This window comes from Streptomyces sp. NPDC058284 (assembly GCF_042881135.1).
Lineage (GTDB): Bacteria > Actinomycetota > Actinomycetes > Streptomycetales > Streptomycetaceae > Streptomyces.
Map to the genome: position 1 here is coordinate 17,113 of NZ_JBHVYE010000028.1, position 12,520 is coordinate 29,632.

The following is a 12,520-nucleotide window of genomic DNA, read 5'->3' on the forward strand; positions in this document are numbered from 1 at the left end:
ACGCAGATGACCAACCGCTTGGTACGCTCAACCGCTTCTTCCCTGACCCCAGTTGGGAGGCACGATGCGCATCCGCACAAGACGCACGGCGGCCGTGGGAATCACCCTGCTGACGGCGGCGGCCCTGCTGCCCGCGTCCGGCGCGGGGGCGGCGCCCCGGGACGCCCGCCCCTCCGGCGGCGGCCTGCACGCCACCATCCGCTACACCGAGTACGGCATTCCGCACATCCTCGCCGAGGACTACGAGAACCTCGGTTTCGGCACCGGCTGGGCCCAGGCGGCCGACCAGGTGTGCACGCTCGCCGACGGCTACGTGACCGTGCGCGGCGAGCGCTCGCGGCACTTCGGCCCGGACGCATCCCCCGGTGGCGCGCTGTCGTCCGCGTCCACGAACCTCGCCAGCGACCTGTACTTCCGCGGCGTACGGGAGGCCGGGACCGTGGAGAAGCTGCTTGACCAGCCGGCCCCCGCCGGTCCCGGCAGGCGGTCCAAGGAGCTGATGCGCGGCTTCGCCGCCGGCTACAACGCGTGGCTGAAGCAGAACCGCGTCACCGACCCGGCCTGCGCGAAGGCCGACTGGGTGCGCCCGATCACCGCTCTCGACGTGGCGCGGCAGGGGTTCGCCGTGCAGGTGCTCGGCGGGCAGGGGCGCGGGATCGACGGCATTACGGCCGCCGCGCCGCCCGGTACGGCGAGCGGGAAGAACCGGACGGCCGATCCCGGGCGTACCGCGAAGGCGGCCCGCGAGCTGTTCTCCACGCAGGACGCGGACATGGGTTCCAACGCCGTCGCGTTCGGCGGAGAGACCACCGCGAACGGCAGGGGGCTGCTGCTCGGCAACCCGCACTACCCCTGGCAGGGCGGGCGCCGCTTCTGGCAGTCGCAGCAGACCATACCGGGCGAACTGAACGTGTCCGGCGGGTCGTTGCTCGGCACGAGCGTGGTCAACATCGGCTTCAACGGCGACGTGGCGTGGAGCCACACGGTCGCGACCGGCGTCACCCTCAACCTGCACCAGCTGACGCTGGCCCCGGGCGACCCGACCACCTATCTGGTGGACGGCAAGCGGCACAAGATGACGAAGCGTACGGTCACGGTGGCGGTGAAGGACGGAGCACCGGTGACCCGCACCCAGTGGTGGACCCGCTACGGCCCCGTCGTCACCGCCCTCGGCCCCCAGCTGCCACTGCCCTGGTCCTCGACCACCGCGTACGCGCTGAACGACCCGAACGCCGTCAATCTGCGCGGCAGCGACACCGACCTCGGCTTCGGCAGGGCGCGCTCCACCGCGGGCGTCCTCAAGTCCCTGCGCGACACCCAGGGGCTGCCCTGGGTGAACACCGTCGCCGCCGATCGCCACGGCCACTCGCTGCTCAGCCAGTCCCAGGTGCTCCCCCGCATCACCGACGAGCTGGCCGAGCGCTGCAGCACCGCGCTGGGCAAGGTCACCTATCCGGCGTCGGGCGTAGCCGTCCTCGACGGCTCGCGGGGCGCCTGCGCGCTCGGCTCCGACAAGGACGCGGTGCAGCCCGGCATCTTCGGGCCCTCACGGATGCCGACCCTCAGGGACGCCCCGTACGCGGAGAACTCCAACGACAGCGCCTGGCTGACCAACGCCGACAAGCCGCTCACGGGGTACGAGCGGATCTTCGGCACGATCGGCACGCAGCGCTCGATGCGCACGCGTGGAGGCATCGAGGATGTGTCGGCGATGGCGGAGAGGGGCGGCCTGACCGTCCGCGACCTGCAACGCCAGCAGTTCGCGAACCGCGTGCCCGCGGCGGATCTCGCGGCGGGCGACACGGCGAAGGCCTGCGCCGCACTGCCCGGTGGGACAGCACCCGGCAGCGACGGCAGGGCGGTTGACGTACGCGCGGCCTGTGACGTCCTGGCCCGCTGGGACCACACCATGGACACCGGCAGCCGCGGCGCCCTGCTCTTCGACCGCTTCTGGCGGAAGTTGACGGCGGCCGTGCCGAACGCGCGACTGTGGAAGGTGCCGTTCTCGGCGGCCGACCCGGTGCGCACCCCGAACACCCTCGACACAGCGCAGCCGGGCTTCCCGACCGCGCTGGCCGACGCGGTGACGGAGCTGAACGCGGCGGGCATCGCCCTGGACGCGCCCCTGGGTGAGAACCAGTACGTGGTGCGCGGCGGCGGGCGCATCCCGGTCTCCGGCGGCACGGAGTCCCTCGGCGTCTGGAACAAGGTCGAGGCCAACTGGGACGCCGGGAAGGGGTACACCGAGGTCCTGCACGGGTCGAGCCACATCCAGGCGGTCGGCTGGAACGCCGGCCGCTGCCCCGAGGCCCGTACGCTCCTGACGTACTCCCAGTCCTCCAACCCCCGTTCACCGCACTACAGCGACCAGACGAAGCTGTTCTCCAAGGAGCGCTGGGTGACGTCACGCTTCTGCGAGAAGGACATCCTCGGCGACCCGGCACTGGAGGTGGTGCGGGTGCGCGGGCGCGGCTGAGGCTGTCGGGGGGCACGGGAAGGCAGTCGGCCCGCCCCGTGCCCCACCCCTCACAGCACCCGCTCCCGGCCCTCCCAGTACGGCTCGCGCAACCGCCGCTTGTACAGCTTGCCGTTGGGGTCGCGCGGCATCGTCTCGATGAAGTCGACGCTCTTCGGCCGCTTGTAGCCCGCGAGGCGCTCCTGGCAGTGGCCGAGGATCTCGGCGGCGAGCGCGTCGTCGGCGGTCCTGCCCTCGGCGACCTCGACGACGGCCTTGACCTCCTCGCCCCAGTCCTCGTGCGGAATGCCGAACGCGGCGGCGTCGGCGACCGCGGGGTGGGTGAGCAGCGCGGACTCGATCTCGGCGGGGTAGATGTTGACACCGCCAGAGATGATCATGTCGATCTTGCGGTCGCGCAGGAAGAGGTATCCGTCCTCGTCCAGCAGACCGAGGTCGCCGACGGTGAAGAAGTCGCCGATGCGGTTCTTCTTCGTCTTCGACTCGTCCTTGTGATAGGAGAAGCCGCCGGTGGACATCTTCATGTAGACGGTGCCGAGTTCGCCCGGCGAGAGGCGGTTCCCGTCGTCGTCGAAGACCGCCAACTCGCTGATGGGCCAGGCCTTTCCGACCGTCCCCGGCTTCTTCAGCCACTCCTGCGCGGTGGCGAAGGCGCCGCCGCCCTCACTGGCCGCGTAGTACTCCTCGACGCAGTTGCCCCACCACTCGATCATGGCGCGCTTGACGTGGTCGGGGCAGGGCGCGGCGCCGTGGATGGCGTGCCGCATCGAGGACACGTCGTACGCGGCCTTCGTGGCGTCCGGCAGCGCGAGCAGCCGGTGGAACTGGGTCGGCACCATGTGGGTGTGCGTGCAGCGGTGCGTGTCGATGAGGCGGAGCATCTCCTCGGGCGTCCACTTGTCCATGAGGACCAGCGGATGGCCGATGTGCAGGGCGGCGCCCGCGAACTGCAGGACCGCGGTGTGGTAGAGCGGTGAGCAGACGAGGTGGACGTTGCCGTCGAAGGGCTTGATCCCGAAGATGCCGAGGAAGCCGCCGAGGTAGGACTCCTCGGGGAGCTTGCCCGACAGCGGGCGGCGGATGCCGCGGGGTCGGCCGGTCGTGCCCGAGGTGTAGTTCATGACCCAGCCGAGCGTGCGGCCGGACGGAGGCGACTCGGGCCGCCCGTCGAGAAGTTGGCGGTAGGGGCGGAAGCCCGGCACGTTCCCGACGGCGTAGCGGTGGCTCGCCGCGAGGCCCGCCTCGTCGGCCGCCGCCACGGCCGCGTCGGCGTACCTCTCGTGGGCGATCAGGACCTTGGCGCCGGAGTCGGCGACGATCCAGGCGATCTCGGGTCCCACCAGGTGGTGGTTGACGGGCACGAGGTAGAAGCCGGCCTGTGACGCGGCGAGGTACGCGGTGAGGAACTCCACGCCGTTGGGCAGCACGACGGCGAACGCGTCGCCGCGTTCCAGGCCCGCCGCGCGCAGCCCGTGCACCAGCTGGTTGACGGCGGCGTGCAGCCGTCCCGCCGTCCACCGTTCGCCCTCGGGCGTGACGAGGACGGTGCGGCCGGGGTCGGCCGAGGCCTGGGCCCAGAAGCCGTTGGGGGGTGTGCTCGGAACTGACGCTGCGCTCACGGCCGGCTTCCCCTTTCCGCGATGCGGATGACACGGTCGACGGCCTGTTCGAAGCCGCGCGTCAGATCGTCGAAGACGGCCCTGACGCTGCGTTCGCTGTTCATCCGGCCGACGATCTGGCCGACCGGGGTGCCGAGCAGCTCCTGCACCTCGTACTTCTGGATGCGCGAGACGGCCTCGGCTACCAGCAGCCCCTGCAGCGGCATCGGCAGCGGCCCCGGGCCCTGCGGATCGTCCCAGGCGTCGGTCCAGCGCGTACGCAGCTGGCGGGCGGGTTTGCCGGTCAGGGCGCGGGAGCGGACCGTGTCGCCGGAACCGGCGGCGAGCAGTTTGCGGGTGAGGGCGGCCGAGTGGAGGTCGGCCTCCGTCGTGGTGAGCCACAGGGAGCCGAGCCAGACGCCCTGCGCGCCGAGTGCGAGCGCCGCCGCGATCTGCTGTCCGCTGCCGATGCCACCGGCGGCGAGCACCGGCAGCGGCGCCACCGCGTCGACGGCCTCGGGGGTGAGCACCATGGAGGCGATCTCGCCGGTGTGGCCGCCCGCCTCGTACCCCTGGGCCACGACGATGTCGATGCCTGCTTCCGCGTGCTTGCGCGCGTGCCGGGCGCTGCCCGCGAGGGCGGCCACGAGGATGTCGTGGTCGTGGGCGCGCCGGATGACGTCGGCCGGCGGTGAACCGAGTGCGTTGGCGAGGAGTTTGATGGGGTAGTCGAAGGCGACGTCGAGCTGGTTGCGGGCGACCTGCTCCATCCAGCCGGTGATGCGCCAGCCGGACGCCTCGCCCTCGGAGAGCTCGGGTACGCCGTGCTTGGCGAGGGTGTCCCTGACGAACTGCCGGTGCCCCTCCGGGATCATCGCCTCGACGTCGGCCTCCGTGAGCGCGTGCCCGTCCTCGGCCTCGGCCTTCTTCGCGGGCATGACGACATCGAGCCCGTAGGGCTTGCCGTCCACGTGCTCCTGCATCCAGTCGAGGTCTCTGGCCAGTTCGTCGGGCTCGGTGTAGCGGACCGCACCGAGCACCCCGAATCCGCCCGCCCTGCTGATGGCGGCGGCCACCGCGGGGAAGGGCGTGAAGCCGAAAATGGCGTGCTCGACTCCCAGTCTCCTGCTCAACTCCGTCTGCATGGGCGCAGGATGCCGCAGCACACTGCCCGAGGGAAGACCTTTTCTGATGCGGCGTCAGATTTTCGCGCCGCTCCCTTCGCCCTCTCGTCTAAAGGCCCGAAGACCCGAAGGCCCGCTATACGCCCATGGCGGCCATGGCGGCGTTGTGCCCGGGAATGCCGCTGACACCGCCGCCGCGCACCGCGCCCGCGCCGCACAGCAGGACGTTGGCGTGCCGGGTCTCCACTCCCCACCGCCCGGTGCCCTCCTGCTCGTAGGGGAAGGCGAGGTCGCGGTGGAAGATGTTGCCGCCGGGCAGGCGCAGGTCCCGTTCCAGGTCGAGCGGGGTCTTCGCCTCGATGCAGGGGCGCCCTTCGGCGTCCAGGGCCAGGCAGTCGGCGATCGGCTCGGCGAGGTGCGCATCCAGCTGCGCGAGGGTGGCTCGAAGGAGTTCGGCGCGTACGGCGTCGTTGTCGTGGGCGAACAGCCGCGCCGGTGTGTGCAGCCCGAAGAGGGTGAGCGTGTGGTGGCCGCTCTCGGCGAGCTCGGGCGAGAGGATCGTCGGGTCGGTGAGCGAGTGGCAGTAGATCTCGGAGGGCGGCGCGGCGGGCAGCGCACCGGCGGCGGCCTGGGTGTACGCGGCCGCCAGCGCCTCGTACCCCTCGGCGATGTGGAAGGTCCCGGCGAACGCCTCGCGCGGGTCGACGGACAGGTCGCGCAGCCGCGGCAGCCGCGTGAGCAGCATGTTGACCTTGAGCTGGGCGCCTTCGGCGGGCGGCGGCGGCTCGTCGCCGAGGAGCCCGGCGAGGGCCTGCGGTGATGCGTTGACCAGGACGTGGCGGGCGGCGGCGGTGTGCCGGCCGTCCTCCGTCGCGTACGTGACCTCGGCGCGCCGTCCGTCGGTGGCGATCCCCGTCACCTCGCACCCCGTCCTGAGCACGGCACCCGACATGCGGGCCGAGTCGGCGATGGCGGAGGTGAGGGCTCCCATGCCGCCGACGGGCACGTTCCAGTCACCGGTGCCGCCGCCGATGACGTGGTACAGGAAGCAGCGGTTCTGCCGCAGGGACGGGTCGTGGGCGTCGGCGAACGTGCCGATCAGGGCGTCGGTGAGGACGACACCGCGCACCAGGTCGTCGTCGAAGCGCTCCTCGATCGCCGTGCCGATCGGCTCCTCGAAGAGGGTGCGCCAGGCGGTCTCGTCGTCGACGCGGGCCCGCAGTTCCGCGCGGCCGGGCAGCGGCTCGGTGAGGGTGGGGAAGACCCGGCGGGCGACCTCCCCGGTCATGGCGTAGAAGCCGCGCCAGGCCTGGTACTCGCGGTGGCCGCCGGTGAGCCGGGCGAACGCCTGCCGGGTGCGGGCCTCTCCGCCGCCGACGAGCAGGCCGGTGGGGCGCCCTGCCCGCTCCGCCGGGGTGTAGGAGGAGACGGTGCGTGTGCGCACTCTGAAGTCCAGGTCGAGATCGCGGACGATCTTCTTGGGCAACAGGCTGACCAGGTACGAGTAGCGCGAGAGCCGCGCGTCGACCCCGGCGAAGGGCCTGCTGGAGACGGCGGCGCCGCCGGTCGTGGAGAGCCGCTCGAGGAGCAGCACGGACCGCCCGGCGCGGGCGAGGTAGGCGGCGGCGACGAGGCCGTTGTGGCCGCCGCCGACGATGACTGCGTCGTACACGTCACGATCAGGCATGGCTCTTCCTAGCACGCGCCGGGAGTTGGCGGGGCGTGCCGGTCCCGGCAGGCGTGGCGGTCGCACCAGGCATGGCGGTCACGCCGGGCCTCGGCGCGCAGGCGGGGGTTCACAGACAGGCTCTCAGTACCCTCCGGTGGCCCACCGCTGGCGCAGCGCCGCCACCCTGCGGTAGAGCTCGGCGGCCTCCGCGCCGCGGCCCAGTTGCTCCAGGCAGTGCGCCTCGTCGTTGCGGCTGGCCAGGGCGTCGGGGTGGTCGGCGCCGAGGACCTGCTCGCGGGCCGCGGCGACCCTGCGGTACTCGGTGAGCGCGTCGGCCCAGCGGCCGAGCCAGCCCAGCCCGACGGCGACCTCGCGGCGGCTCACCAGCGTGTCGGGGTGGTCGGGGCCGAGGACCCGCTCCCGGATGGCGCAGACGTCCCTGGCTTCCGCGAGCGCTTCCTCCCAGCGGTCCTGGCGCCCCAGGTTGACGCCGAGGCCGTGCCGGGCCCGCAGCGTCTCGGGGTCGGCGGGGCCGTTGACGCGCGTGCGGTCGTCGATCAGGTCGCGGTAGAGCTCGAGCGCCTCCCCGCTGCGGCCGAGTCTGCCGAGGCTGATGCCGACCTCGTAGCGGGCGGCGAGCGTGTCGGGGTGGTCGGCGCCGAGGGCCCGCACCCGGGCGTCGGCGACCTCGCGGTAGGTCTCCAGGGCCTCGGGCCAGCGTCCCAACTGTCCAAGGGCGTACGCCACTTCGTACCGGGTGACGAGTGTGTCGGGATGGGTGGGGCCAAGCACCCGGGCGCGGGCCGCCGCGACCGCCTCGGCCAGCCGGTAGGAGTCCTCCAGGCGGCCGAGGCGGCTCAGGTTGTACGCGAGGTTGTGGCGGCAGCGCAGCGTGTCCGGGTGGTCCGGGCCCGCCGTGCGCTCGCGGGCTGCGAGCACCGAGGTGTACGTCTGGTGGGCCTCGAAGTGCCGGCCCAGCTGGCCCAGTACGTACGCCATCTCCTGGCGGGCGGCGAGCGTCTCCGGGTGGTCGGGACCGAGCGTGTGCTCCCTGCCCTGCGCGACGCGGCCGTACTCGCGCAGCGCGTCGGCGGCGCGGCCGGTACGGGAGAGCGTGAAGCCGACCTCGTACCGGCTGGCGAGCGTGTCGGGGTGGCCCGGGCCCAGCGCGTGCTCGCGCTCGGCGGCGACGGCGCGGTGCACCTCGCCCGCCTCGGCCCAGCGCCCCAGACGCCCCAGGCTGAGGCCCGCGTTGTGCCGGCTGGTGAGGGCGGCGACCACTTCCGGCGGGGGCGCGGGCCGTTCGGGGCTGTGCGGGGCCGCGGCCCGCCGCGCGTCGATGCGCGGGATCCACTCGCCGGTCAGGCCCGCCGCCGCGTCGGGCGGGGTGGTGCGCAGGACTGAAGCGCCGCTCGCCTTGTGCCCGGTGGTCATGCCGCGGGTCCAGGAGGGCAGCCGGGGCCCGTGGGACGGCAGCTGCCCGGGGCGGCGGCCGGGGGGCGTGGCGGCGGCCGGGACGTACGGGAGCGAGGTGCGGCCCGCGGCGATGCGGCGGCCGAGCTCGCGCGCGTCGTCGGGCCGGTCCTCGGGCTCCTTGGCGAGCAGGTCGAGGACGATCCGGTCGAAGTACTCGGGCAGTTCGTCGCGGTGGGTGCGCAGCGGTTCGGGCGCGGTGTCGCGGTGCCCGACCAGGATGGCCCAGGCGTCCTCCAGGTCGAACGGCGGGGCGCCGGTGGCGATCTCGTACAGCACGCACCCGAGGGAGTAGAGGTCGCTGCGGTGGTCGACGGCGTCGCCGCCGATCTGCTCGGGCGACATGTAGTGCGGTGTGCCCATCGCGATGCCGGTGCCGGTCAGGCGCGAGGTGTAGCCGATGTCGGCGCCGAGGCGGGCGATGCCGAAGTCGCAGATCTTCACGGTGCCGTCGGCGAGCCGCATGATGTTCGCGGGCTTCAGGTCGCGGTGCACGATGCCCTGTTCATGGGTGTACGCGAGGGCCGCGGCGACCTGGTCGGCTATCTCCACCACCTCGGGGACCGGCAGCGGGTGCTGCTTGTTGTCCTCCAGGAGCTGACTGAGATTGTGGCCTTCGAGGAGCTCCATGACCAGATACAGCACGCCGTCGTACTCGCCGAAGTCGTGGACGACGGTGACGCCGCGGTGCTGCAGCGCCGCCGCGACGCGTGCCTCGCGCCGGAAGCGCTCGCGCAGCACGCGCGTGAAGGACTCCTCGTGCTGGGGTCCCATCGGCTTGAGGCATTTGACGGCGACATGGCGGCCGAGCGACTCGTCGCGCGCCCGCCACACCTCGCCCATGCCGCCGCGGCCGATGAGATCCAGAAGCCGGTATCGGCCCTGGATCAGCCTGGTGTCCGCCATCTCCTGCTGTCGCCCCCGTTGCCTCGCTGCGCCCTCCCCGGCCCGTCCAGTATGGCGTTGCGTCTGTGGAGTTTGTACGGGGCCGGGCGGCTGCCGGGTCCGAGCCTCGCCACGGCGCGCAGGATGTGCTTCGGCGGAAGTTGCCAGCGCAGACGCGTGGGGATGCGGCGCAGGACGGTGCCGGTGAGGACGAGGCGGCGGGTGACGGTGGTGGGCGGTGGGGCGGCCCTGCCGTACAGCTCGTGGGCGTACGGCGGCAGGGAGGCGTACGCCAGAGCGGCCACACGCCGCCACAGCAGGGCGCGCGCCGGGACGAGCAGGGGGTGGGTCGGCGGGCGCCGCAGGAAGTCGTCGACGGCGCGGGCGTCGGCCCCGGCGGCGAGCTCGGGCCGCACCTCCTCGAAGTACGCGGCGAGTTCGGCGCTCGACGCGGGTACGTCGGCGGGGTCGAGGCCCACGAGCCGGGCGCTCTGCCGGTGCTCGTCGACGTACCGGTCGGCCAGCTCGTCGGTGAGGGGGAACCCGGACCGGCGTACGACATGCAGATAGGAGTCGATCTCCGCGCAGTGCACCCAGAGCAGCAGCTCGGGCTCGTCGACGCCGTACCGCTCCCCCGTCGCCGGGTCGGTGGCCCGCAGCATCGTATGGATCTTCCGGACCCGGGCCCCCGCCTTCTCCGCCACCTCGGTGGTGCCGTAGGTGGTGGTGCCCACGAAGTTGGCGGTACGCATGAGGCGTCCCCAGGCGTCCTTCCGGAAGTCGGAGTTCTCCATGACACCGCGGACCGCGCGGGGGTGCAGCGCCTGGAGGTAGAGGGCGCGGATCCCGGCGATCCACATCATCGGGTCGGAGTGGGCCTGCCAGGTCACCGAGGACGGCCCGAAGAGCCCGGGGTCGGGTTCGGGCCCGGGCCTGGGCCCGGCTATGTGCTCGGGCATGGTGCGACCATCTCCTGACGACTGCTCGAAGGACCGGCTGGTGCTCCAAGGACCGGCTGACGCTCGAAGAACCCACTGACGGCTTCCGCCTCTCGGGCATCCAGTGTGACCAGGATGCCTGCCCGGGACCAGCAGCCGCCAAGACCGGAAGGGCAGTCTTGGGGGAAGGATCTAGTCCTCCCTCAGCCGGACGGACGCGCGCCCGGACGACGGGTCGTGCTCGAACACCACATACCGGCCGAGGACGGCGAGGGCGACCAGGCAGCCGCCCATCTCCAGCCCCTCCTCCCCGATCGTTCCGAGCATGAGCACGGTGCTGTGGCCGTCCTCCAGGGCCCAGCCGTTGAACGCCTCGGCCAGCAGCGCCCCGCCCAGATACACCGCGAGCGCGCGCAGCAGCCCGTTGCGCAGGTCACGCGGGAGCCTGCGCGCCCACAGCACGGCACACAGCGTGCCCACCGCCGCGAGCAGGGCGCCGGGCAGCACCCAGGCGTGCGTGGGCAGCGAGCCCCCGGCCCACTTCTTCCACGACCGGCCGACTTCACCGAGGCGCTCGTGCAACGAGACGGTCTCGTCGATGCTGAGCAGTACGGTCGCGGTGGAGAGCCCCAGCCAGGACAGCCGCCCGGGGCGCGTACCCCGCCCGCTGAGCAGCGCGGCGATCAGTGCCAGGCCCGCCACCGCCAGCAGCAGCGTGCTGTTCCACCAGGTGGCCAGGTTGGCCTCGACGTCGACATTGACCAGCTTGCGCACGCTCGGTATGGGGTCGTAGTGGTTGTAGGCGCGCGTGGCGAGGTCGGCGGCGAGCAGGAGCACGGTGGCGCCCGCGGCGACCCATAAGACGCGGCGGGCCGGAGGTCTCGCGAGATCAGTCGCGAGCCGGTCGCACATTGAGGATTCGGTCATGCGTACGAAGCCTAGCGGCGCGAAGGGAGGGCTGGACATCCGGGTCCCGGCGTGACGCCTCGTCAGCAACGGAGCTGAGCCCGCTCGTTAGTCGGCACGGCCGAGCTTCGGCATCGAAGGTTCCTCGTCCGGCTGTCCGGGCGCGGCCGGCCGATCTTGCGGTGCCTCCCGGACAGTAGCGCCCGACGCGGACCGCTACCGACGCACCCTCGGCATCCCGAGGCCGATCCACGCGATGATCTCGCGCTGGATCTCGTTGTTCCCGCCGCCGAAGGTGAAGATCACGGCGGAGCGGTAGCCGCGCTCCAGGTCGCCGTGGAGGGCCGCGCCCGCCGAGCCCTCCTTCAGGGCGCCGGCCGCGCCGACGATCTCCATGAGCCAGGCGTACGCGTCCCGGCGGACCTCGGAGCCGTAGACCTTGACGGCGGAGGCGTCCTGCGGGGTGAGGGTGCCTTCGTGGACGGCGTTCACCATCTGCCAGTTGAGGAGCTTCATCGCGTCGAGCTTCGTGTGGGCCTGTGCCAGGCGCTTGCGGACCCAGCCGAGGTCGATGACGCGGCGGCCGTCGGTGAGCTTGGTGTCCATGGCCCAGCGCTGGACGTCGTGGAAGGCGCGAATCGCCATGGTGCCGTGGGCGGCGAGCGTCACGCGCTCGTGGTTGAGCTGGTTGGTGATCAGGCGCCAGCCCTTGTTCTCCTCGCCGACGCGGCGGGAGACGGGGACGCGGACGTTCTCGTAGTAGCTGGCGGTGGTGTCGTGCGAGGCGAGGGTGTTGATGACGGTGCAGGAGTAGCCGGGGTCGCTCGTCGGGACCAGGAGCATCGTGATGCCCTTGTGCGGCGGGACGCCCTCCTCGACGGCGGTGGTGCGGACGGCGAGCCAGACCCAGTCGGCGGTGTCTCCGTTGGTCGTCCAGATCTTCTGGCCGTCGACCGTGTAGTGCCCGGTCTCCTCGTCGCCTTCCCTGACGGCCTTCGTCCTGAGGGAGGCGAGGTCCGTGCCCGCGTCGGGCTCGCTGTAGCCGATGGCGAAGTCGAGCTCGCCGGAGAGGATCCGGGGCAGGAAGTAGGCCTTCTGCTCGTCCGTCCCGAACTGCATGATCGTCGGGCCGACGGTGTTGAGGGCCATCAGCGGCAGGGGGACGCCCGCCTGGGCCGCCTCGTCGAAGAAGATGAACTGCTCCATGGGCGTGAGGCCGCGCCCGCCGTACTCCTTGGGCCAGCCGACCCCGAGCCACCCGTCCGCCCCCAGGCGCCGGACGGTCTCGCGGTAGAACCGCTTCTGTGCGGCCGGTTCGGCGAATCGCGCGTGGGCGTCGTCCGGCACGAGCTCGGCGAAGTACGCGCGCAGCTCGGTGCGCAACTGCTGCTGCTCAGGCGTGTATTCGAGGTGCACGGCCCCTCCAGGCGCTACTGGCTCGGTGTTCCGTC

Annotated in this window: 8 protein-coding genes; 1 reads left to right on the top strand and 7 read right to left on the bottom strand. The window is 72.3% G+C overall.

Annotation, left to right across the window (positions count from 1 at the left end; genetic code table 11):
* Positions 1-64: 64 nt before the first annotated feature.
* Positions 65-2,476, top strand: a complete 2,412-nt coding sequence (locus tag ACFVYR_RS30310; protein ID WP_384256332.1) for a penicillin acylase family protein — start codon at positions 65-67, stop codon at positions 2,474-2,476.
* 50 nt (positions 2,477-2,526) lie between these two features.
* Here the strand turns inward: ACFVYR_RS30310 and ACFVYR_RS30315 are convergent, their stop codons facing one another.
* The 7 genes from ACFVYR_RS30315 to ACFVYR_RS30345 all read right to left on the bottom strand — a co-directional run bounded on the left by ACFVYR_RS30315 (position 2,527) and on the right by ACFVYR_RS30345 (position 12,485).
* A complete protein-coding gene (locus ACFVYR_RS30315) occupies positions 2,527-4,095 on the bottom strand; it encodes an acyl-CoA synthetase (protein WP_384256329.1) in 1,569 nt (522 codons plus the stop codon).
* A complete protein-coding gene (locus tag ACFVYR_RS30320; protein WP_384256327.1) occupies positions 4,092-5,219 on the bottom strand; it encodes an NAD(P)H-dependent flavin oxidoreductase in 1,128 nt (375 codons plus the stop codon). The genes ACFVYR_RS30315 and ACFVYR_RS30320 overlap by 4 nt, the downstream gene beginning before the upstream one ends.
* Before the next feature lie 115 nt (positions 5,220-5,334).
* Positions 5,335-6,885, bottom strand: coding sequence for a phytoene desaturase family protein (locus ACFVYR_RS30325; RefSeq protein ID WP_384256324.1), 1,551 nt, complete (start codon positions 6,883-6,885; stop codon positions 5,335-5,337).
* Positions 6,886-7,008: 123 nt separating this feature from the next.
* Positions 7,009-9,246 (bottom strand): tetratricopeptide repeat protein, encoded by a 2,238-nt coding sequence (locus ACFVYR_RS30330; RefSeq protein ID WP_384256322.1) that lies wholly within the window; start codon positions 9,244-9,246, stop codon positions 7,009-7,011.
* Positions 9,228-10,184 carry an oxygenase MpaB family protein gene (locus ACFVYR_RS30335; protein ID WP_384256320.1) on the bottom strand — a complete coding sequence of 319 codons (957 nt, stop codon included), beginning with the start codon at positions 10,182-10,184 and terminating at the stop codon, positions 9,228-9,230. The genes ACFVYR_RS30330 and ACFVYR_RS30335 overlap by 19 nt, the downstream gene beginning before the upstream one ends.
* 171 nt (positions 10,185-10,355) lie before the next feature.
* A complete protein-coding gene (locus ACFVYR_RS30340) occupies positions 10,356-11,090 on the bottom strand; it encodes a hypothetical protein (RefSeq protein ID WP_384256317.1) in 735 nt (244 codons plus the stop codon).
* Between the two features lie 195 nt (positions 11,091-11,285).
* A complete protein-coding gene (locus tag ACFVYR_RS30345) occupies positions 11,286-12,485 on the bottom strand; it encodes an acyl-CoA dehydrogenase family protein (protein WP_384256315.1) in 1,200 nt (399 codons plus the stop codon).
* Positions 12,486-12,520 lie beyond the last annotated feature (35 nt).

Coding starts and splice junctions, on each gene's coding strand:
- ACFVYR_RS30310 (WP_384256332.1), top strand. CDS start 65: ATGCGCATCCGCACAAGACGCACGGCGGCCGTGGGAATCACCCTGCTG.
- ACFVYR_RS30320 (WP_384256327.1), bottom strand. CDS start 5,219: ATGCAGACGGAGTTGAGCAGGAGACTGGGAGTCGAGCACGCCATTTTC.
- ACFVYR_RS30325 (WP_384256324.1), bottom strand. CDS start 6,885: ATGCCTGATCGTGACGTGTACGACGCAGTCATCGTCGGCGGCGGCCAC.
- ACFVYR_RS30330 (WP_384256322.1), bottom strand. CDS start 9,246: ATGGCGGACACCAGGCTGATCCAGGGCCGATACCGGCTTCTGGATCTC.
- ACFVYR_RS30335 (WP_384256320.1), bottom strand. CDS start 10,184: ATGCCCGAGCACATAGCCGGGCCCAGGCCCGGGCCCGAACCCGACCCC.
- ACFVYR_RS30340 (WP_384256317.1), bottom strand. CDS start 11,090: ATGACCGAATCCTCAATGTGCGACCGGCTCGCGACTGATCTCGCGAGA.